Genomic DNA, 19,146 nt, shown 5'->3' on the forward strand with positions numbered 1-19,146 from the left:
GACCCGCACCCTGATCCATGCAGGCTGCGGGTTTTTCATTGGGTTGCTGTTGATGACAGGAGAGTGAAAATGGCCGTTGGTCCAGGCACCTTGCCGACATTTTTCCCGATTCCCGGTGTAAAGCTGGGCATCGGAAGCGCCGGGATCAAGAAACCGGGCAAAAAGGATCTGGTGGTTATTGAGCTGGCCCCGGGGAGCCGTGTGGCCGGTATCTTTACCCGCAACCAGTTCTGCGCGGCTCCGGTTCATATCGCCCGACGCCACCTGGGTAATGATGCACCCCGCTATCTGTTGATCAATACCGGAAATGCCAACGCCGGTACCGGTGAGCAGGGCATGAAAGACGCCCAGGCCTGTTGCCAGGCACTGGCAGACGCGGCAGGTGTGTCCGCGGGCTCGGTGCTGCCATTCTCGACCGGCGTTATTGGTGAGCCGCTGCCGGTCGCGAAGATCCTGAATGGGTTGCCGCAGGCATTGGCGGATGTATCGGAATCCCATTGGGCGGAAGCGGCCTCCGGAATCATGACCACGGATACCCGGCCCAAGGGCGCTACCCGCCAGATCGATCTGGACGGTCACAAAGTATCCATTTCAGGGATCAGCAAGGGTGCCGGCATGATTCGCCCGAACATGGCCACCATGCTGGGCTTTATCGCGACTGACGCAAAAATCTCGCCCGAGGTGTTGTCGGCGCTTGCTTCCGAGTTGGGAGAAAAGTCGTTCAATCGCATTACCATTGACGGCGATACCTCCACCAACGACGCCTGCATGCTAATTGCCAGCGGCCAATACAGCGGCCCGGAGATCACTGCTGGCAGCGATTGCCTGCCAAAGCTGAGGGGCGCCTTGAACGAGGTGTTCCTGGAGCTGGCCCATGCCATTGTCAGGGACGGAGAGGGAGCCACCAAGTTTGTCACCATTGAGGTTAGCCAGGCGGGTTCGGTCCAGGAGGCGCTGGACGTTGCCTACACCGTTGCCCACTCGCCCCTGGTGAAGACCGCGCTGTTTGCGTCTGACCCCAACTGGGGCCGGATCCTGGCCGCGGTGGGGCGTGCCGGTGTCGAGGGGCTGGACCTGAATGCCCTTGAAATCTGGCTGGGGGATGTCTGCCTGGTGCGCAAGGGCGGCCGCGCGGAAGACTACAGCGAAGCCCGCGGGCAGGCGGTAATGGCTGGCGAGGAAATTACCATTCACATCGACCTCAAGCGGGGTGATGTCATGGAACGGGTTTGGACCTGCGACTTTTCCCATGACTATGTCACCATTAATGCCGAGTACCGCACCTGACCATGACAGCAGTCCGGGAAATACACGTCGCCGTTGGAGTTATCTTCCGCCAGGGACAGGTGTTGATTGCCCGTCGCCCGGACCATGTCCACCAGGGTGGGCTGCTTGAATTTCCGGGTGGCAAGGTTGAAACCGGTGAAAGCGTGCAGCAGGCCCTGGTCAGGGAAATTCGCGAAGAAACCGGGTTACGGATTGCACCGGACGCCCTGGAACCGGTGATCGAAATCCGCCACGATTATGGTGACAAGCGGGTATTTCTTGATGTCTGGGCAGCCTCCTCAGCCCAGGGCAGCCCTGAGGGCCGCGAAGGGCAGGAGATAAGCTGGCTCAATGTCTGCGATCTGGCCGATGCGGACTTTCCTGCTGCCAACCGCCCCATCATCCGGGCCTTGCGCCTGCCCCGCCAGTACGCCATTACCGGTATTGCAGCCGATACGACGGCTTACCTGAGGCAGCTGGAACAGGGGTTGCGTACCGCAAAGCCGGAGCTGTGTCTGCTGCGGGCGCCGAACCTGAGTGACGACGCCTATGCACAACTTGCAGCCTGGTCCCTGGAGGCCTGCAGGGCGAGTGGTGCGAGGCTGCTACTGCATGGTTCTGCATCCCTGCTTGAGCAGTTCCCGGCCGCTTGCGGCCTGCATCTGCCCTGGCATGAGGCCAGGCAACATTCCGCCCGGCCTGTTCCCGACGGTTATCTGCTGGCGGTTTCCTGTCACAATGAGCAGGAAATAGCCCATGCCGGCCTGCTGCAGGCGGATTTCATTACCCTTGGTCCGGTGATGCCCACTCCCTCTCATCCTGGCGCGACCGGGATCGGCTGGCGCCGTTTCCGGGAGCTGGTGGCAGTCTCGACGGTACCTGTTTTTGCGTTGGGCGGTCTCTCGTTGAAGGATCTTGCTGAGGCTCGCGGTGCCGGTGCCCAGGGTATTGCCGGTATCAGTTTCTGGTGGTCATCTGTCTGATATTACGCCGGCCGCAGAGACTCCGCGCTCTGTTATGATGGCGGACAAATACCCACTCGATGATCTCTGGAGACACTGTGAGCAAACTGACCCATCTTGATGACAAAGGCGCCGCACACATGGTGGACGTTACGTCCAAGGCAGCCACCGAACGGGAGGCCAGGGCAGAGGCGCTGATCCGGATGGCGCCTGAAACCCTGGCGATGATTGTGGAGGGGCAGCACCCCAAGGGTGATGTATTGGCGGTTGCGCGGGTCGCCGGCATTATGGCCGCCAAGAAGACCCATGACCTGATTCCCCTTTGTCACGCCCTGAACCTGACCTCGGTCAAAGTGGAACTGACACCGGGCGATGATGGTGCTTCGGTTCATATCGGGACCCTGTGCAAGCTATCCGGGCAGACAGGGGTCGAAATGGAGGCTCTGACGGCCGCCAGTGTCGCGGCGCTGACTCTCTACGATATGTGCAAGGCGGTTGATCGCGGCATGGTGGTAGATAATGTGCGCCTGCTCGAGAAGAAAGGTGGTCGAAGTGGCCACTGGTCCGCTTCAGACTCCGGTTCGTAAACTCTTGCTATTCAGTGATACCGGACGGAGGAATGACCGTGCAGAGACTACGCCAGGACGGTGGCCGCGTGCTAGAATGCGCGGCCCGATTGACTGAACCACGAGGAAGCACTGTGGCCGTTCGTTACATCCAGACATGCCGGTTGCCTACCCCTTTCGGCGTTTTCGACATGCACGGGTTTGAAGAGCCGGACACCGGAAAGGAACATGTGGCGCTTACGCTGGGTGATCTGGACAGCCCTGAGCCGATGCTGGCGCGGACCCATTCCGAGTGCCTGACCGGCGATGCCCTGTACAGCATGCGCTGCGACTGTGGGTATCAGCTTGAGGAGGCTTTGCGCAGCATTGCCCGCGAGGGCCGTGGCATTCTGATGTATCTGCGTCAGGAAGGTCGTGGCATTGGCCTGCTGAACAAGATTCGTGCCTATAATCTCCAGGATTTGGGTGCCGATACGGTCGAGGCCAACGAACAACTGGGTTTTGCAGCTGATCTGCGGGATTACACCATGTGCCGCGACATGCTGGAGCATCTTGGTATCAGCAGCCTGAGGCTGATGACCAACAACCCCCGCAAGGTGGATGCGCTGACCGATCTAGGTATTGAAATTGCCGAGCGTGTGCCCCTGCACGTAGGGCGCAACCCCCATAACGAGCACTATCTGAACACCAAGCAGAGCAAGCTCGGCCACTGGTTCGAGACCCATCAGGACGACGATCCCACCGTCTGAGCTTACCCCTATCTGCCCTGCCGCTCCCTTACTTCACAGCCTTGAGTGACTGATTGTATCTCATTCGCTCCAGGCGACCTTCAATAGCACGCCTGATGCCCTTTGCATCCAGTCCGCAGGAAGACAGCAGCTCACCGTGCTTGCCGTGGTCAATGAAAGTGTCCGGCAGACCGATCTGCAATACCGGCTGGCTGACGTCGCGGCTGTTGAGGAACTCCGTCACTGCGCTGCCAGCGCCGCCTGCGATGGCGTTCTCTTCGATCGTCACCAGCAGGTTGTGTTGCTCCGCCAGTGACAGAATCAACTCCTCGTCCAGTGGTTTTACAAACCGCATATCCGCCACCGTTGCGCCCAGCGCTTCTGCCGCTTCAAGAGCAGGTGTCAGCAGGGTGCCGAAGTTCAGTATCGCAATTCCGGAACCCTCTTTGACCAGCCGGCCCCTGCCGATGGGGAGGGCGGCCAGTTCCCGGACGATCTCGGCGCCGGGGCCGGTTCCGCGGGGGTAACGCACCGCTGCAGGCCCCTCGAACAGCATGCCGGTGTGCAGCAACTGGCGGGTTTCGTTTTCATCGGACGGTGTCATTACGATCATGTTGGGGACGCAGCGCAGATAGCTGATATCGAAAGCACCGGCATGGGTGGGGCCGTCTTCGCCCACCAGACCCGCGCGATCAATGGCAAATAATACATCCAGATTCTGTATGGCGACATCGTGAATCAGCTGGTCGTAGGCGCGTTGCAGAAACGTGGAATAGATGGCAACCACCGGCTTGGCTCCGTCACAGGCGAGGCCCGCAGCCAGGGTAACCGAGTGCTGCTCGGCAATGGCAACATCAAAATACCGGTCCGGGAAGCGCTGGGAGAACGCCAGCAGGTCAGAGCCTTCGCACATGGCCGGGGTGATGCCTGCAATGCGCTCGTCCGCTTCTGCCGCATCACAGAGCCACTGGCCAAAAACGTTGGCGTATTTGGGTTTCGACGGTTTGGGGGCCACCGGTTCTGGCTTGCTGGGGGGCACCGGGTCAATCTTGTTAATGGCGTGATAGCCAATCGGGTCGGCTTCGGCGGGGGCGAAGCCCTTGCCCTTGGTGGTTACCACATGAAGGAATTGCGGGCCGTCCAGCTCGCGGATATTTTCCAGGGTTTCCACCAGCAGAGGCAGGTCATGACCGTCGATGGGGCCGATGTAATTAAAACCAAGCTCCTCGAACAGGGTGCCGGGCGCAATCATGCCCTTGAAGTGCTCCTCGGTCTTGCGGGCCAATGCCATCAAATGGGGCGCCGCCTGCAGCACCCGTTTGCTGCTGTCGCGCACCTGATTGTAGGTACGGCTTGCCAGCAACTTGGCAAAATAGTTCGACAGGCCGCCGACATTATGGGAAATCGACATATCGTTGTCGTTGAGGATAACCAGCATGTCAGCATGCAGGTGACCGGCATGATTCAGGGCTTCAAACGCCATTCCTGCCGTCATGGCACCGTCACCGATGACCGCAATACTCTTGCGACCGGTTCCTTGCATGCGCGAGGCAATCGCCATGCCCAGGGCGGCACTGATCGAGGTACTGGAATGGCCTACGCCGAAGGTATCGTATTCGCTCTCGGCCCGTTTCGGGAAACCTGCCAGTCCACCTTTGCGGCGGATGCTGTTCATGCGCTCACGGCGGCCGGTGAGGATTTTGTGGGGGTAGGCCTGGTGGCCGACGTCCCATACCAGCCGGTCTTCCGGTGTGTTGAAGACATAATGCAGGGCAACAGTCAGTTCCAGAACGCCAAGGCCGGCGCCGAAGTGGCCACCTGTCTGCCCCACGGACCAGAGCAGGAACGCGCGCAGCTCCCGCGCCAACTGAGTCAACTGGTCGTCTGCCAGCTCCCGTAGCTGTGCGGGACTATCGATCCTGTCCAGAAGCGGCGTGTTGGGCCGTTGTGACGGAATTTCCCTGAAAGTATATGTATCCTGCATCTGCTCGAGTCTTTTCCGGCTGTTTCAAAATGTGACTGCTGACGATAATAATCGATTACTGGACATTATAGGGGATGAAGGGACCCGGTTTCATACTGATTGGGCCGGTCAGGCTTTATCAGCTACTGTTGGCCAGTGTGCATGCCAGCGCCGTGATGGTTCAATGGGTGCGGGCCACCACATAACCGGCCATGTCCCTTAGCATGTCGCCTTCCCTGCCGAAACCATCCAGGCTGGAGAGGGACGAATCCAGAAGCTGTGCCAGATAGTTTCTGGCACCGGCGCTGCCAAGCAGGGAAGGGTAGGTAGGCTTGGCGCGTGCCAGGTCTGACCCTTGAGGTTTGCCGATCACTGTGGTGTCACCTTCAATGTCCAGAAGATCATCCTGAACCTGGAATGCCAGCCCGAGAGTCTGTGAATAGGTGGTGAGGGCTGTCAGCTGGTCTTGGCTGACATCCGGGGCAGTCAGGGCGCCCACGCGCACGCTGGCTGCAATCAGAGCCCCGGTTTTGTGGCGATGCATCTTCTCCAGCTGATCGATAGTGAGGCTTCTGCCGACCGACTCCAGATCGATAGCCTGGCCCCCCACCATACCCTGGTGCCCGCTTGCGAGGGCCAGCTCCCGAATCATCGCCAGACGGACCTGGTCATCCACTCCCGGGGCTTCGGCCAGCCAGCCGAATGCCATGGTCTGCAGGGCATCACCGGCAAGAATGGCGGTAGCTTCGTCAAAGGCGATGTGTGTTGTGGCACGCCCCCGGCGCAGTTCGTCATCGTCCATGGCCGGCAGGTCGTCGTGAATCAGCGAATAGGCATGGATCAGCTCCAGGGCGCAGGCAGGAACAATTGCTTTGTTCTTGGGCTGGCCCACTGCTGCAGCTGCCGCCATGCACAGGGCCGGGCGAATACGCTTGCCGCCGCCCAATACACTGTACCGCATGGCCTCCTGAAGGCGTGCAGGGCCAGTGTCTGAGGTGGAAAACCGGTGCTCCAGTTCAGCGTCGATCTGCTGTCGGCACTGTTCCAGGAATGTTTCCAGACGGGTATTCTGCGTTGGCATCAGGCAGGTTCATCCGGGGTAAACGGTCGCGTTTCCAGTGTGCCATCGCTGTTTTCGACCAGCTGCTCCACCCGCTGTTCCGCCGTCCTGAGCGCCTGCTGGCACTCCCTTGTGAGCTTTACGCCCCGCTCGAAAGCCGTCAGTGACTGCTCCAGGGACAGCTCCCCCTGCTCCAGGTCACGAACCAGTTTTTCCAGCTCATCCAGGGATTTTTCAAAGTCGGCGATAGACGCCGTGCTTTTCTCACCGGCCATACAGGGCCTCCGGTTGCTTCGCGGAATTTCGCGGATTATACCAAAGCTTCAGGCCGGCCGCTGCCAGCAGAACGCTCTGGTGTCCTGCTTTTTTCCCTCCGGGCCCCAAACCTGTTCGGTCACGCGGATCTCACCGCCGGCGCTGACGGTCACAACCGTCGTGGCGCGGGTGCCGTAATCACTGCCGACGATGAAGGGTGATGACAGAAAACGCTCTGTCGTACGGTCCACACCGGTGTCGGGTAATTCATGGTCCGGTGCCGGCGTGGTGTCCTGGAGATGCGCAATCAGGCTTTGATGGAGCGCCTCCGTGGTTCCGGAGTTTGCGCTCTCAAGCAGCCCGGTAACCGAGCTCCTTAACCGGAGCAGTTTGGGCCAGGGCGTTTGCAGCAGGTGATTGCTGAGGCCATAGGTGCCGCGGTGCACATGGCGGCCGGGGTGAGCGTCCCGGTTACTGAAATACCAGCCATGTTCTGTATTCAGACTGACCAGGTTGAAACCGGAATACCGGTCTTTTTGCTGCTGGAGCCGGGGTTCCAGGGTCTCGCTGTGCTCAGCAAGGGCCAAGAGCGGAAGCTCGCCCCGGGAGTTTGTGCCGGGAGCCTGGGCGCCCTCCCGTACATTGGTCACCGCGGAAACGTGACCGTTGACGTCAACGGCCAGCCAGGTGCCGCCGGATAGCAGGTCACGACCCGCGAGAACCTTCCGATCGGCGGTTTCGCTGGCCCACCAGTCCATGGCAGCGGTGGGGCGGCGAAAGAATTCGTCACGATTGGCCGCCACCACCAATGGAAAATCGGGATGCTGTCGGAGGGAAAAAACAATCAGGCACATGGGGCTCATCCATCGCGAGTGAACAAAGGTGCGTCGGTGTGTATCATACCAGCCTGTTCTGTTCTCTGCGTGTGGCTGAGTATGACCCTGATTGCTGTAATTGGTCTTTATCTGGCGCTGGGCGCGCTGGCGGGCACCATGGCCGGACTGTTTGGCATTGGTGGCGGGCTGGTGATTGTGCCGGTTCTGATTTTCAGCTTCGGCCTGCAGGGAATCAGCAGCGAAATCGCCGCCCATCTGGCCGTGGGAACCTCCCTGGCAACCATCGTCTTTACGTCGATGAGCTCCATACGCTCGCATCACCTCCATCAGGCGGTTCGCTGGGAAATTTTCCGACCCATGACTGCCGGTATCGTGGTGGGGGCGATACTCGGTGCCTGGACCGCGTCCATGCTCAGTGGCGATGCTCTGGAACTGATCATTGGTGTGTTTGTCATTGTCGTGGCGCTGAAAATGCTGTTGCAGGTAAATCCGAAAGCCGGTCGTGACGTGCCCGGTTCCGCCGGCTTGACGGGTGCGGGCGCCGGCATTGGCTGGGCGTCGGCCATCTTCGGCATTGGCGGTGGCACGCTGACGGTTCCCTTCCTGAGCTGGTGTAACGTGCGCATGCAGCAGGCTGTGGGAACATCGGCCGCCTGTGGCCTACCGATTGCCGTGGCCGGCGCGCTGGCTAACATCGGCACTGGCTGGCAGAATCCGCACCTGCCGGAACTCAGTGTCGGGTTCATTTATCTGCCCGCGTTTCTGGGAATTGTCCTCACCAGCGTCCTGTTCGCCCGGGTCGGTGCCAATCTGGCTCACCGCCTGGATGCGGCGCTACTCAAAAAAATCTTCGCCATTGTGTTAATCGTGGTGGGTATCCGTTTTCTGCTATGACCTGAGGGGTTATTGATGCTCCAGCATCCGCAAATCGATCCGGTGGCCATCTCCATCGGGCCGTTGAAAATACACTGGTATGGCCTGACCTACCTGGTCGGATTCCTGGTGGGCTGGTGGCTGGGCCGGATAAGGGCCCGCAAACCCTGGTCGCCAATCACTGAAGCCCAGATGGGCGACATGCTTTTTTATATTGCCCTTGGCGTCATCCTCGGCGGCCGCTTCGGCTACGTGATTTTCTACAACTTTGGTGCCTTCCTGGCTGATCCGTTGATGTTGTTGCGGGTCTGGGAGGGGGGGATGTCCTTCCACGGCGGCCTGCTGGGGGTGATGTTTGCCATCTGGTGGTTCGGTCGTAAAGTGGACCGCACCTTCTGGCAAATCTCCGACTTCGTCGCACCGCTGGTGCCGGTTGGCCTCGGAGCCGGGCGCATCGGCAATTTCATCAACGGCGAACTCTGGGGTAAGCCCACGGACCTGCCCTGGGGTATGGTTTTCCGTACCGCTCCCGACGCCCTGGCCCGCCATCCGTCACAGCTTTACCAGTTCGCTCTCGAAGGCGTGCTGTTCTTCATCATCCTGTGGTGGTTTTCCTCAAAGCCCCGGCCCCGCATGGCGGTGTCCGGCCTGTTCCTGGCATGCTATGGCGTCTTCCGTTTCCTGGTGGAATTCGTCCGCCAACCTGACCCGCAGCTGGGTTACCTGGCTTTCGACTGGCTGACCATGGGGCAGGTGCTGTCGTTCCCGATGGTTCTGGCGGGAGTTGCACTGATTGTTTTTGCTTACCGGAGAAACGCTGAATGAAAGCCTATCTCGACCTTATGAAAGACGTGGTAGACAACGGCATGGACCGCGGTGACCGCACCGGCGTCGGCACCCGTTCCGTGTTTGGCCGCCAGATCCGTTTCAACCTGCAGGAAGGTTTCCCGCTTGTTACCACCAAGAAAGTCCACCTGCGCAGCATCATCCAGGAGCTGCTGTGGTTCCTGAAGGGCTCCACGGACAACAACTGGCTGAAAGAACGCAAAGTGTCCATCTGGAACGAATGGGCCCTGGAAAACGGCGATCTGGGCCCCATCTACGGCAAGCAGTGGCGCAGCTGGCAATGCCCGGACGGCAGCACCGTCGACCAGATCAGTGATGTGATTGACCAGATCCGCACCAAGCCCAACTCCCGCCGCCTGATCGTCTCCGCCTGGAACCCGGCCGAGCTCCCGGACGAATCCATCGGCCCCCAGGACAACGTCCGCCAGGGCCGTATGGCCCTGGCTCCATGCCACTGCCTGTTCCAGTTCTACGTTTCCGACGGCAAGCTCTCCTGCCAGCTCTATCAGCGCAGTGCCGACCTGTTTCTGGGTGTACCGTTCAATATCGCCTCCTACGCCCTGCTGACCCACATGATCGCCCAGCAATGCGATCTGGGCGTTGGCGAATTTGTGCATACTTTCGGTGATTGTCACCTGTACCAGAACCACCTGACTGGCGACATCGTCTTTGAGCAGTTAAAGCGGGAGCCAAGGGCGTTGCCCCAACTGGTGATCAAACGGAAACCTTCGTCGATCTTTGAGTACGAGCTGGAGGATTTCGAGTTTGCCGGGTATGACCCTTACCCCGGGATTAAGGCGCCTATTGCTATTTGATTTCTAGCTGGGACCGGCCCTATTATTCTGGCTTCTGCAGGACACCGGGTGGGGGTTTCCGAAAAACGCTGTAAATACGTCCATGTACGCTTGGGCTCCGCCATCCATGGCTCCGCACATTTTCGGAAACCCCCACCCGGTGTCCTGCGATCGAATGGTTGAGATCGATTTTCAGGAAGCTGGGGTCAAACTGGGATACCTATCCTAACTGACTCTAAATCAGAACGTTATGCCGTAGTGTCTGTAGGTCAGCTGATTACATTGTCGAATCGCGAGAGGGCGGGAAGATGTGTCCAAAAATGTGCGGAGCCATGGATGGCGGAGCCCAAGCCGCGCATGGATGCCTTGAGGCGTTTTTTGGACACATCTTCCCGCCCTCTTGCAGCCCCCAAATCCAGAGGGCCCCGGATCCGGGGGAGCTCCCAAGCACGAGGACAAACAATCAATGAGGAAAGCCCTGATAGTGGCCATGTCCCAGAATCGGGTCATCGGCCGTAACAACAAGCTGCCATGGTATCTGCCAGGGGATCTGAAGTACTTCAAGCAGGCCACCATGGGCAAGCCCATCATCATGGGGCGGAAAACCTGGGATTCCATCGGTCGGCCATTGCCCGGGCGGATGAACGTGGTGATTTCGCGGAATCCGGAGTGGGAGGCGCCGGCGGGAACGGTGGCTGCAACGTCACTGGACGAAGCGTTGGTCAAGGCCGAAGCCCAGGCCGAGATCGAGGGTGGGGACGAGGTGATGATTATCGGTGGCGGTCAGATTTACGCAGAAGCGCTGCCGATCGTGGACAGAATTTACATTACCCAGGTACATGCCGAAATCGAGGGAGATGCCTTCTTTCCGGAAGTGAACTGGGATCAGTGGGAAGAAATCGGACGGGAGGATTTCTCCGCGTCCGACAACAACCCTTACGATTACAGCTTCGTCGTCTATCAGCGCCTGACTCAGCCTTGAGCGACTGAGTCAGCCAGGGGCGACCAAGTCAGTCCTGACGAGGCGGGCGTTTACCGGCGGGTTTGCCGCCTTTGCCGGGCGGTTTGCCTTTCGGGGCGGGGCCTCCGCGGCCTTTGGGACCTTTCTTGAAGCCGGGCTTGCCACCTGGACGGCCACCGCCGCCTTTACGGTCCCGGTCACGACGCGGTGGCGCAGTGGCTGAGATCTCAGGCAGGGCCTCCGGCTGATCCAGCGGCAGCGAGCCGGGCTGGGATGCCTCGAGCCAGCAGGCCAGGGCACCGGCTACCATTGCCGTATCCATTTCATTGCGCTCGGCAATCTCATCCAGCAGCGCCATGGCCTTGGCCAGTTTGCCGTCTTCGGCAAACCCCAGCAGCTGGGTTTCGAACTGCTCCTCGCGCATTTTCTTGAGTTCCACGGGCGAAGGCAGCTGATAGGATTCCATCGGCGAGTTGGTGGCACGCTCAAGGGTGCGCAACCAGCTGCGTTCACGAGGAGTCACCAGCAGAATCGCCTTGCCTTCACGGCCGGCACGGCCGGTGCGACCGACCCGGTGGATATAGGCCTCGGTATCGTAGGGCACGTCGTAGTTGATGACGTGGGTGATACGGGGTACGTCCAGTCCACGTGCGGCAACGTCTGTAGCCACGATGATATCTTTTTTGCCGCGCCTGAGGTCGTCCACCGTCTGCTCGCGCTGGCGCTGGTTCAGGTCACCGTTCAACGGTGCTACGGCGTGGCCACGGGCTGACAGTTTTTCCGCCAGCAGCGTGGTTTCAGCCTTGGTGCGCACGAATACGATGGCAGCGTCCAGCGGCTCTACTTCCAGGATGCGCGTCAACGCGTCCAGTTTGCGCTCTGCATACACCGGCAATACAAACTGGGAAATGCGCTCAACCGTGCGGGTCTCGCTCTCGATCTTGACTTCCGTGGCATCGCGCAGATAGGTCTGCGCGACCTTCTTGATCTGCGGTGGCATGGTTGCGGAGAACAGGGCGCGCTGACAGTTGTCCGGCGTTTTTGCCAGAATCGCTTCCACGTCATCGATGAAGCCCATTCGAAGCATTTCGTCGGCTTCGTCCAGCACCAGGGCCTTGAGGCTGTCGAGCTTCAGGGTACCCTTGCGCAGGTGGTCCAGCATGCGCCCGGGAGTACCCACGATCACCTGGGCACCACGGCGCAGGCCCTTGATCTGGGGGAAGAAATCCTGGCCGCCGTAAATAGGCAGTACGTGAAAGTTGCGGAACTTGCTGGCGTAGGTGGTAAACGCCTCGGCCACCTGGATAGCCAGCTCCCGTGTGGGCGCCAGCACCAGGATCTGCGGCTCCATGAGAGAGGCGTCGATACGGCTCAGCAGGGGCAGCGCAAAGGCGGCGGTCTTCCCGGTTCCGGTCTGGGCAACGCCCAGCAAATGCTTACCGGCCAACAGCGCAGGAATAGTCTGGGCCTGTATGGGAGAGGGTTTTTCATAACCGACGGCGGCAACAGCTTCAAGGACAGCTGGATCTAGGCCGAGTTCGGCAAAGGACAATTCAGACATTAATTTACTCGGAATTCGAAGGGTAGAGCATTGCAATGCAATGCATGATGTGGCGGGGATTATAACCGGTTTCTCGGATTTTTAACACGGCAAATGCCAGCTGGGCTGTAGGTAGTTGTCAGACATGCAGTTGCGTTGGGGAAAGATATTGGGCAACCTCCGGATTATTAAGGGTAGGATGCTAATGAGGCGTATCGATGAATTTTGAAAAGTTACTGACTTTGGCCGCAAGCGGCGGAGACGTCACTATACCGTCTTCCTGGGCCCAGGGCCGGGCCTCTTTTGGGGGCATGACCACAGCACTGGTGTTTGACCGGATGAATGCGGTGGTCGCTCCCGGACGGCCAATGCGATCCATGCAGGTGTCTTTTGTAGGGCCGGTTACACCGGATGAGCCTGCCACCGTCGAAGCCGAAATTCTGCGGGAAGGCAAGGCCGTCAGCCAGGTAATGGGCCGTATTGCTCAGGGTGGTGAGCCCAGACTGGTGGTGCTGGCCAGTTTCGGTGGTGACAGGGAATCCGCGGTAACGGTGGAGCCGCTCCCGGCACCGGAAGCCAGGCCTGTCGGAGATTGCCGCGAGCTGCCGTATATCGAGGGGGTTACCCCCGAGTTCACCCAACATATTGAAATGCGGTGGGCGTTCGGGGGCCTGCCGTTCAGTGGCGTTGGTGGCCGTGAGATGGGGGGGTGGATGCAGTTTCGCGAGGCGCCCGAAGTCATCACTGATGCGCACATTGTGGCTCTGGTGGATGCCTGGCCGCCAGCCTTGCTGCCGCACCTGAAGTCCCCCGCACCGGCCAGTTCCCTGAGCTGGGCGTTGGATATCATGCATCCACGGCCGGAGATCAGGCCGGATGACTGGCTTTTGTACCGTGCCACCATTGACCAGGCTGGTGCCGGCTACGGGCATACCCAGGCGGGTATCTGGACCAGTCGCGGAGAGCTGGTTGCAACCAGCCGCCAGACGGTAACGGTATTCGGTTAGCTTGCGGCGGCGTCAGGCCGCCATTTCCGATTTGCAGGCATCGATGATGATGCGGGCAAAGTCGTCCGGTGAATCCTCCTGGAGGAAGTGGCCACCGCGCAGCGTAATGTGGGGCTGTCCATGGGCACCGGGAATACGCCGTTGCATATGCCGGTCTCCGCCCCGGGTGATGGGGTCGCCACTGCTGAAGCAGGTTATGAAGGGTTTCTTCCATTTCTCCAGCACGCGCCAGGCGGCTTTATTGGCGTCGCTGGCCGGGTCGTCAGCAGACAGAGGAATAAGTTTCGGAAAAGCCCTTGCTCCGGCCTTGAACTCGGCACTGGGGAAAGGGGCTTCATAGGCCGCGATTTCGGCCCTGCTCATGGTTCTCTCAGTTCCCAGCTGGACGATTCGGCTTACCGGAAACCAGGGGCTGTGAGTGGCGAAGGCTTTCAGGAGTGAAAATACGACCGGCACCGGGGCTTCCCCCGTCGGCAGCATGCCGTTGCCAACAATAATGCGGCGGAAAAGATCCGGATGTTCGGCTGCCAGGCGAAGCCCCAGCAGCGAGCCCCAGTTCTGGCAAACCAGCGTAATATCCTTCAGGTCCAGCGCCTTGAGCCACCGGGAAAGCCAGTAGATGTGGCGCTCGTAGCTGTAGTCGTCCACGCTGGCGGGTTTGTCGGATTTGCCAAAACCAACCAGGTCCGGCGCCAGCACGCGATGCCCTGCTTCGGCCACCAGTGGAATCATATGTCGATAAAGGTAAGACCAGGAGGGTTCTCCGTGCAGCATCAGCACCGGGGCCGAGTCTCTCGGGCCTTCGTCTACATAGTGCATTCTCAGGCCCGGCTCGACGTCCAGATAATGAGGGGAAAAAGGATAATCCGGAAGCTCCGCGAAGCGGGCTTCGTCGGTTCTCAGAATACGCATGCCATCGACTGTCCTGACTGAGTGGTTGCGTGGCTGGATTCGTACAGCCTTCAGGAAGCAGCATAAAGCAGATGGGTATTTCGTGTGTTTGGTTTACGTAACAGCACGTTGGCTGTTTGAATCAGGACGCTTTGCTGATCAGGTCAGCTGCGCCATCAAGCCCTGCCAGTGCTTCGTCGCAGCAATTCAGCACGCCGCAATCGTCCGCGGAGCACAGTGCAACCGTGTGGCAGTCAATGTCGAAGCTGTAGCGTTCGCCGTTGCGAAAGATGCGACCACGGGAAAGGGTGGAACGGCAGTGGCCGCACAGCAGGGTTGGTACGGCACTGCTTTTGGCAGCAATTGCCTGGTAATGCTCTGTGTGTGTCATAAAAGAACCTCCCGATACTCCCAACCTAGGGGCGAATTGTGACAATTCAAAGTCAGCGATCCTTAATTTAGTCTATAAGTGCCCGGCATGTGGCTCAGAACCGCTGTCCGGGGCATTCTGTCACAGGTCGGAATCGACAATCGGGCGGCGGTTGGAGCGTTTGTCTTCCCAGTTGAGAGATTTCGGATCGTACCATCCGATAGCATCCAGCACTTTTTCACGGGTGACAGAAGACAGGGTCGGCCAGAGCTCCTGGAATTCATCAAGCCCACGTTCCCGCTGGCGCAGCTGCTTGCCCTGGAGTCGCCGGATAATGTGGGGAAGGTGCAGGGCTTCCCCCAGTTGCCCGGGCACAACCACTTCCTGGCCCATCACCTTGCGGCGATGGGTTCTGGCTGCCAACACCCGGTTTAGCGCAACGGCTGCGTCCAGCGCTGTTTCGACATCAAACTCTTCGTTACCCAATGTCTGACCTGTTTAACGAATGACCAATAGCGCTCCACTATAACCTGAAAGCCGCTAGACTGGCCACGGGGCCGTGGTAGTCTAGTGTGTCGGTTGGCGATGAGAATCAGGATCACGTTTTATGATGTACGGAAAACTGGAGACACGGACTTTTCTGGCCATGCTTGTGGGCGTCTCCCTGGCGTTTATTCTGCTGATGAAGCCTTTTTTTGGCCCGATTTTCTGGGCCGTGGCCATTGCGTTGATATTCCATCCAGTTCGTGAGCGCCTGGCAAAGCGGATTGGCGACCGCCCCAATGTGATCGCGTTGCTGACGCTGCTGATCTGCGTGGTGATCGTGGTTATACCGGTGCTTGCGCTGGTGACCTCACTGGTTGCGGAGGGCCTTTCTATTTACGAGAAGATTCAGGGTGGGGAGCTTCGGCCAGGGGAGTACATTGACAGGGTAAACCAGTCGTTTCCGGCGATTGAAGCCTTCTTCGCCCAATTCGGAATGGATTTCGCCGAGGTGAGAGACCGTGTCGTCAGTGCCTTTGTGGGAGGGAGCCAGTTTCTGGCGAAACAGGCCCTCGGATTCGGTCAGAATACCTTCCAGTTCTTTCTGGGGTTGGCGTTAATGGTTTATCTGGCTTTTTTCCTGCTCAGGGATGGCAGCAAGCTGGTGGACCTGCTGATCCAGGCCTTGCCACTGGGTGATGCGCGGGAGCGCCTGCTGTTTGCCAAGTTTGCAGAGGTAACCCGGGCAACGGTGAAGGGCAACCTGCTGATTGCGATCATTCAGGGTGCCCTTGGCGGACTGATTTTCTGGTTGCTGGAAATACAGGGCGCACTGCTATGGGGTGTGGTGATGGCAATTGTCTCGCTTATCCCCGCGGTGGGCGCTGCTCTGGTCTGGGTGCCGGCGGCCCTGTATCTGGCTGCGACCGGAGAGATTGTTTCGGCGATTATCCTGACGGCTTTCGGCTCGGTTGTGATCGGCCTTGCCGACAATATTCTGCGCCCGATTTTTGTCGGTAGGGACACCAAACTGCCGGATTATATCGTGCTGCTCTCGACGCTGGGAGGCATTGTCATGTTCGGCATTAACGGTTTCGTGATGGGCCCCCTGGTGGCAGCCCTGTTCATGGCCTTCTGGGGAATCTTTATCCGTGAGTTCGGGGAGGTACCGGGAACGGCTGTGCATACAACCTCTGACAGGGCTACAGAAATGCAACAAACGGAAAAGAGTGGGCAGGAGTAACTATGTTAATCTCTGATGGCAATGCCCGTTCTCTAGGGGCAGGCGACACAATAAAAAACGACAGGTAATCGGAGTAGATCATGGCTAGGCAAACACACATGCGTGCTCGTATGGCGGCAGCCATCATTGCTGGGGCAATGGCTCTTGCGGCGGCTCCCCACGTGGCTGCAAACGAGATCGTGGCCCTCAAGAACGCGCTTTACGGGGCGGGTTACGATATCAATAACGTGAGTCCGCAAATGGATGAATCCACCCGCTCGGCGCTGTCGACGTTTCAGCAGGATCAAGGGTTGAACGCTTCTGGTGTTCTGGACGACGCCACCAAGGAAGAGCTGGGGATGGTGCCGGTTCAGGTTGCTGCGTCAGGCTCCACTGGCAGTGCCGGCGCATCCCGGAACGGGAGTGCTTCCAGCGGTAGCGCTGAGCCGGAAGAGCAGGCTGTGCAGGCGGAGGAGGATGATATCGAGGAAGGCGACGACGGTGGCTGGTCTTTCTTCTAGGCCTCAATCCTCGCTCTTCGCGATCATAGAGTCAGGCCCGGCCGTACTCTTTGCGCCGGGCCTGCTTCGTTCAGTCCAGCTTTTCCAGGTTCCTGACAGCACCCTTGTCGGCACTTGTTGCCAGCAACGCATAGGCTTTCAGCGCGGCAGAAACCTTGCGGGGTCTGGCAAGTTCCGGCTTCCAGCCTTTCTCATTTCTCGCTTCACGACGCCGGTCAAGCTCGTTCTGATCGATCTCGACGTTGATGGAACGGTTGGGAATGTCGATCCGGATCAGGTCACCGTTCTCGATCAGGCCAATGGCCCCGCCGGCTGCCGCCTCGGGTGAGGCATGGCCGATGGACAGGCCGGAGGTGCCGCCGGAAAAACGGCCATCAGTCAACAGGGCGCATTCCTTGCCCAGGCCCTTGGATTTCAGGTAACTGGTGGGGTAGAGCATTTCCTGCATGCCCGGTCCGCCACGGGGGCCTTCGTAGCGGATGATGACCACTTCGCCGGGTTTCACTTCGTCGTTGAGAATACCGTCCACCGCCGTATCCTGGCTTTCGAAGACCCGTGCTCTGCCCTCGAAGAGGTAGATGCTTTCGTCCACGCCGGCCGTTTTGACCACGCATCCGTCCAGGGCAATGTTGCCGAAGAGCACGGCCAGGCCACCCTCAGATGAATAGGCGTTTTCGACCGACCGGATGCAGCCGTTTTCGCGATCGCCGTCGAGCGATGGCCAGCGGGTGCTTTGGCTGAATGCGGTCTGGGTGGGTATGCCTGCGGGGCCTGCCCTGAAGAACTCCACCACTTCCGGCGTCGGCTCCTGCATGATATCCCAGGTTTTCAGCGCTTCGCGCATGGTCCTGCTATGGACCGTGGGCAGGTCGGTATTGATCAGGCCACCACGTTCCAGTTCACCGAGAATGCCCATGATGCCACCGGCACGGTGAACGTCCTCCATGTGGTATTTGGGAGAGTTCGGGGCAACTTTGCACAGTTGCGGTACCCGGCGGGACAGCTGGTCAATTTCGTCCAGGGTAAATGGAACGCCGCCTTCCTGTGCGGCCGCCAGCAGGTGCAGGATAGTGTTGGTTGAACCACCCATGGCAATGTCCATGACCATGGCGTTTTCGAATGCCTCCATGGACGCAATGCTCAGTGGCAGCACGCTGGCGTCGTCTTCTTCGTAATAGCGCCGGGTATTCTCTACAATCTGCCGGCCCGCCCTGAGAAATAACTGCTCACGATCAGCGTGGGTCGCCAGCAGGGAGCCGTTGCCCGGCAGTGCAAGGCCGATGGCCTCGGTGAGGCAGTTCATTGAATTGGCAGTGAACATGCCGGAACAGGACCCGCAGGTGGGGCAGGCACTGCGTTCGTACTCGGCAACGGTTTCATCGTCGGCGTTGGGATCAGCGGCGATGACCATGGCATCCACCAGATCGAGCTTATGCTCTGACAGTCTGGTCTTGCCGGCTTCCATCGGGCCACCGGATACGAAAATGGTGGGAATGTTCAGGCGCATGGCGGCCATCAGCATGCCAGGCGTAATCTTGTCGCAGTTGGAAATGCAAACCAGAGCATCCGCGCAGTGGGCGTTCACCATGTATTCCACGGAGTCGGCGATGATTTCTCGGGAAGGCAGGGAGTACAACATGCCGTCGTGTCCCATGGCGATGCCGTCATCCACGGCAATGGTGTTGAATTCCTTGGCGACACCACCTGTTTTTTCTATTTCGCGACACACCAGCTGGCCCAGGTCCTTGAGATGCACATGGCCGGGGACAAACTGGGTAAAGGAGTTGGCAACCGCAATGATGGGTTTGCCGAAGTCTTCATCCTTCATGCCGGTGGCGCGCCAAAGCGCGCGGGCGCCAGCCATATTGCGGCCTGCGGTGGATGTCCGCGAACGATACTGGGGCATGGTTTTCTGGTCTCTCTGCTGGAAATTGATCGAAAAATTAAAGCCGGAAGGATACCAGATTACCCCATGATCGCATGGTTGTTTTGGGAATCCGCG

At 59.2% G+C, this 19,146-nt stretch carries 20 protein-coding genes; 11 read left to right on the forward strand and 9 right to left on the reverse strand.

Features of this window, described 5'->3' with window-relative positions; genetic code table 11:
• The first annotated feature begins 69 nt into the window (after positions 1–69).
• The 4 genes from argJ to ribA all read left to right on the forward strand — a co-directional run bounded on the left by argJ (position 70) and on the right by ribA (position 3,543).
• The gene (gene argJ / locus DIT71_RS11520; protein ID WP_114613379.1) at positions 70–1,287 is read left to right on the forward strand and encodes a bifunctional glutamate N-acetyltransferase/amino-acid acetyltransferase ArgJ; all 1,218 of its coding nucleotides are present in this window, start codon (positions 70–72) and stop codon (positions 1,285–1,287) included.
• A 2-nt stretch (positions 1,288–1,289) separates the two neighbouring features.
• Complete coding sequence (locus tag DIT71_RS11525; RefSeq protein ID WP_114613380.1) at positions 1,290–2,249, forward strand: Nudix family hydrolase; 960 nt, start codon at positions 1,290–1,292, stop codon at positions 2,247–2,249.
• A gap of 59 nt (positions 2,250–2,308) precedes the next feature.
• On the forward strand, positions 2,309–2,815 hold the full coding sequence (gene moaC / locus DIT71_RS11530; protein ID WP_244312013.1) for a cyclic pyranopterin monophosphate synthase MoaC: 507 nt from the start codon (positions 2,309–2,311) through the stop codon (positions 2,813–2,815).
• 113 nt (positions 2,816–2,928) lie between these two features.
• A complete protein-coding gene (gene ribA, locus DIT71_RS11535) occupies positions 2,929–3,543 on the forward strand; it encodes a GTP cyclohydrolase II (protein ID WP_114613382.1) in 615 nt (204 codons plus the stop codon).
• A 28-nt stretch (positions 3,544–3,571) separates the two neighbouring features.
• Here ribA and dxs read toward each other — a convergent pair whose 3' ends face one another.
• The 4 genes from dxs to DIT71_RS11555 all read right to left on the reverse strand — a co-directional run bounded on the left by dxs (position 3,572) and on the right by DIT71_RS11555 (position 7,654).
• Positions 3,572–5,506 carry a 1-deoxy-D-xylulose-5-phosphate synthase gene (gene dxs, locus DIT71_RS11540; RefSeq protein ID WP_114613383.1) on the reverse strand — a complete coding sequence of 645 codons (1,935 nt, stop codon included), beginning with the start codon at positions 5,504–5,506 and terminating at the stop codon, positions 3,572–3,574.
• A gap of 160 nt (positions 5,507–5,666) precedes the next feature.
• Positions 5,667–6,566 carry a polyprenyl synthetase family protein gene (locus DIT71_RS11545; protein ID WP_114613384.1) on the reverse strand — a complete coding sequence of 300 codons (900 nt, stop codon included), beginning with the start codon at positions 6,564–6,566 and terminating at the stop codon, positions 5,667–5,669.
• Complete coding sequence (locus DIT71_RS11550) at positions 6,566–6,820, reverse strand: exodeoxyribonuclease VII small subunit (protein ID WP_114613385.1); 255 nt, start codon at positions 6,818–6,820, stop codon at positions 6,566–6,568. Before DIT71_RS11550 ends, DIT71_RS11545 begins: the two co-directional genes overlap by 1 nt.
• Before the next feature lie 48 nt (positions 6,821–6,868).
• Positions 6,869–7,654 carry an NRDE family protein gene (locus tag DIT71_RS11555; protein WP_114613386.1) on the reverse strand — a complete coding sequence of 262 codons (786 nt, stop codon included), beginning with the start codon at positions 7,652–7,654 and terminating at the stop codon, positions 6,869–6,871.
• Positions 7,655–7,735: 81 nt separating this feature from the next.
• Here DIT71_RS11555 and DIT71_RS11560 point away from each other — a divergent pair, with 81 nt between their 5' ends.
• From DIT71_RS11560 to DIT71_RS11575, 4 genes are all read left to right on the forward strand, one after another.
• Positions 7,736–8,530, forward strand: a complete 795-nt coding sequence (locus tag DIT71_RS11560; RefSeq protein ID WP_114613387.1) for a sulfite exporter TauE/SafE family protein — start codon at positions 7,736–7,738, stop codon at positions 8,528–8,530.
• 15 nt (positions 8,531–8,545) lie between these two features.
• Positions 8,546–9,334: a prolipoprotein diacylglyceryl transferase gene (gene lgt / locus DIT71_RS11565; RefSeq protein WP_114613388.1), complete on the forward strand. Its 789-nt coding sequence runs from the start codon at positions 8,546–8,548 to the stop codon at positions 9,332–9,334.
• Positions 9,331–10,170, forward strand: coding sequence for a thymidylate synthase (locus DIT71_RS11570; protein WP_114613389.1), 840 nt, complete (start codon positions 9,331–9,333; stop codon positions 10,168–10,170). Before lgt ends, DIT71_RS11570 begins: the two co-directional genes overlap by 4 nt.
• 445 nt (positions 10,171–10,615) lie before the next feature.
• The gene (locus DIT71_RS11575) at positions 10,616–11,131 is read left to right on the forward strand and encodes a dihydrofolate reductase (protein WP_114613390.1); all 516 of its coding nucleotides are present in this window, start codon (positions 10,616–10,618) and stop codon (positions 11,129–11,131) included.
• 28 nt (positions 11,132–11,159) lie between these two features.
• Here the strand turns inward: DIT71_RS11575 and DIT71_RS11580 are convergent, their stop codons facing one another.
• On the reverse strand, positions 11,160–12,671 hold the full coding sequence (locus DIT71_RS11580) for a DEAD/DEAH box helicase (protein WP_114613391.1): 1,512 nt from the start codon (positions 12,669–12,671) through the stop codon (positions 11,160–11,162).
• A gap of 197 nt (positions 12,672–12,868) precedes the next feature.
• Between DIT71_RS11580 and DIT71_RS11585 the strand changes: the two genes are divergently transcribed.
• Positions 12,869–13,657, forward strand: coding sequence for an acyl-CoA thioesterase (locus DIT71_RS11585; RefSeq protein WP_114613392.1), 789 nt, complete (start codon positions 12,869–12,871; stop codon positions 13,655–13,657).
• 12 nt (positions 13,658–13,669) lie between these two features.
• Here DIT71_RS11585 and DIT71_RS11590 read toward each other — a convergent pair whose 3' ends face one another.
• The 3 genes from DIT71_RS11590 to DIT71_RS11600 all read right to left on the reverse strand — a co-directional run bounded on the left by DIT71_RS11590 (position 13,670) and on the right by DIT71_RS11600 (position 15,404).
• Entirely contained in the window at positions 13,670–14,569 is a 900-nt protein-coding gene (locus tag DIT71_RS11590) for a haloalkane dehalogenase (RefSeq protein ID WP_114613393.1), read from the reverse strand.
• Positions 14,570–14,690: 121 nt separating this feature from the next.
• On the reverse strand, positions 14,691–14,939 hold the full coding sequence (locus DIT71_RS11595; RefSeq protein WP_114613394.1) for a hypothetical protein: 249 nt from the start codon (positions 14,937–14,939) through the stop codon (positions 14,691–14,693).
• A gap of 120 nt (positions 14,940–15,059) precedes the next feature.
• A complete protein-coding gene (locus DIT71_RS11600) occupies positions 15,060–15,404 on the reverse strand; it encodes a hypothetical protein (protein ID WP_114613395.1) in 345 nt (114 codons plus the stop codon).
• A 124-nt stretch (positions 15,405–15,528) separates the two neighbouring features.
• Between DIT71_RS11600 and DIT71_RS11605 the strand changes: the two genes are divergently transcribed.
• Complete coding sequence (locus DIT71_RS11605) at positions 15,529–16,644, forward strand: AI-2E family transporter (RefSeq protein ID WP_114613701.1); 1,116 nt, start codon at positions 15,529–15,531, stop codon at positions 16,642–16,644.
• Positions 16,645–16,724: 80 nt separating this feature from the next.
• Positions 16,725–17,144, forward strand: coding sequence for a peptidoglycan-binding domain-containing protein (locus DIT71_RS11610; protein ID WP_227538082.1), 420 nt, complete (start codon positions 16,725–16,727; stop codon positions 17,142–17,144).
• Positions 17,145–17,214: 70 nt separating this feature from the next.
• Here the strand turns inward: DIT71_RS11610 and ilvD are convergent, their stop codons facing one another.
• Entirely contained in the window at positions 17,215–19,050 is a 1,836-nt protein-coding gene (gene ilvD / locus DIT71_RS11615) for a dihydroxy-acid dehydratase (RefSeq protein WP_114613396.1), read from the reverse strand.
• Positions 19,051–19,146 lie beyond the last annotated feature (96 nt).

Origin of the sequence: Marinobacter vulgaris, assembly GCF_003344045.1 — a bacterium.
Taxonomy (GTDB): Bacteria; Pseudomonadota; Gammaproteobacteria; order Pseudomonadales; family Oleiphilaceae; genus Marinobacter; species Marinobacter vulgaris.

Excerpts from the sequence above, each read along its gene's own strand:
- argJ (WP_114613379.1), top strand. The coding sequence starts at position 70 with ATGGCCGTTGGTCCAGGCACCTTGCCGACATTTTTCCCGATTCCCGGT.
- DIT71_RS11525 (WP_114613380.1), top strand. The coding sequence starts at position 1,290 with ATGACAGCAGTCCGGGAAATACACGTCGCCGTTGGAGTTATCTTCCGC.
- moaC (WP_244312013.1), top strand. The coding sequence starts at position 2,309 with ATGATCTCTGGAGACACTGTGAGCAAACTGACCCATCTTGATGACAAA.
- dxs (WP_114613383.1), bottom strand. The coding sequence starts at position 5,506 with ATGCAGGATACATATACTTTCAGGGAAATTCCGTCACAACGGCCCAAC.
- DIT71_RS11545 (WP_114613384.1), bottom strand. The coding sequence starts at position 6,566 with ATGCCAACGCAGAATACCCGTCTGGAAACATTCCTGGAACAGTGCCGA.
- DIT71_RS11550 (WP_114613385.1), bottom strand. The coding sequence starts at position 6,820 with ATGGCCGGTGAGAAAAGCACGGCGTCTATCGCCGACTTTGAAAAATCC.
- DIT71_RS11555 (WP_114613386.1), bottom strand. The coding sequence starts at position 7,654 with ATGTGCCTGATTGTTTTTTCCCTCCGACAGCATCCCGATTTTCCATTG.
- DIT71_RS11560 (WP_114613387.1), top strand. The coding sequence starts at position 7,736 with ATGACCCTGATTGCTGTAATTGGTCTTTATCTGGCGCTGGGCGCGCTG.
- lgt (WP_114613388.1), top strand. The coding sequence starts at position 8,546 with ATGCTCCAGCATCCGCAAATCGATCCGGTGGCCATCTCCATCGGGCCG.
- DIT71_RS11570 (WP_114613389.1), top strand. The coding sequence starts at position 9,331 with ATGAAAGCCTATCTCGACCTTATGAAAGACGTGGTAGACAACGGCATG.
- DIT71_RS11575 (WP_114613390.1), top strand. The coding sequence starts at position 10,616 with ATGAGGAAAGCCCTGATAGTGGCCATGTCCCAGAATCGGGTCATCGGC.
- DIT71_RS11580 (WP_114613391.1), bottom strand. The coding sequence starts at position 12,671 with ATGTCTGAATTGTCCTTTGCCGAACTCGGCCTAGATCCAGCTGTCCTT.
- DIT71_RS11585 (WP_114613392.1), top strand. The coding sequence starts at position 12,869 with ATGAATTTTGAAAAGTTACTGACTTTGGCCGCAAGCGGCGGAGACGTC.
- DIT71_RS11590 (WP_114613393.1), bottom strand. The coding sequence starts at position 14,569 with ATGCGTATTCTGAGAACCGACGAAGCCCGCTTCGCGGAGCTTCCGGAT.
- DIT71_RS11595 (WP_114613394.1), bottom strand. The coding sequence starts at position 14,939 with ATGACACACACAGAGCATTACCAGGCAATTGCTGCCAAAAGCAGTGCC.
- DIT71_RS11605 (WP_114613701.1), top strand. The coding sequence starts at position 15,529 with ATGTACGGAAAACTGGAGACACGGACTTTTCTGGCCATGCTTGTGGGC.
- DIT71_RS11610 (WP_227538082.1), top strand. The coding sequence starts at position 16,725 with ATGGCTAGGCAAACACACATGCGTGCTCGTATGGCGGCAGCCATCATT.
- ilvD (WP_114613396.1), bottom strand. The coding sequence starts at position 19,050 with ATGCCCCAGTATCGTTCGCGGACATCCACCGCAGGCCGCAATATGGCT.